1 pseudogene is annotated in these 221 nt (G+C 70.6%); it reads left to right on the top strand.

The features are described 5' to 3' along the window. Positions 1–221 (top strand): annotated as a pseudogene (locus CH42_RS16645) (mechanosensitive ion channel family protein); the annotation flags it as partial.

Genomic DNA, 221 nt, shown 5'->3' with positions numbered 1-221 from the left:
GCGTGAAGCGCGCCCAGAATGTCGACCACACCTCCGAGATCCAGGCTGCACCGTACGTCAACGCGCGTGCGGTGCAGCGCACCCGCACGCTCGGCACCGTCGGGCGCGCGGCGATCACCTGGATCATCGTGACGATCGCGCTGATCCTCGTGCTCACGGAGCTGCAGGTGAACGTCGGCGCGCTGGTCGCCTCGGCCGGCATCATCGGCGCGGCCCTCGCC

The organism is Leucobacter musarum subsp. musarum, from assembly GCF_001273845.1.
In the GTDB taxonomy this organism is placed as follows: Bacteria; Actinomycetota; Actinomycetes; order Actinomycetales; family Microbacteriaceae; genus Leucobacter; species Leucobacter musarum.
The sequence above is the reverse complement of the archived record's forward strand: the minus strand, read 5'-3'. Positions and strand labels throughout refer to the sequence as shown.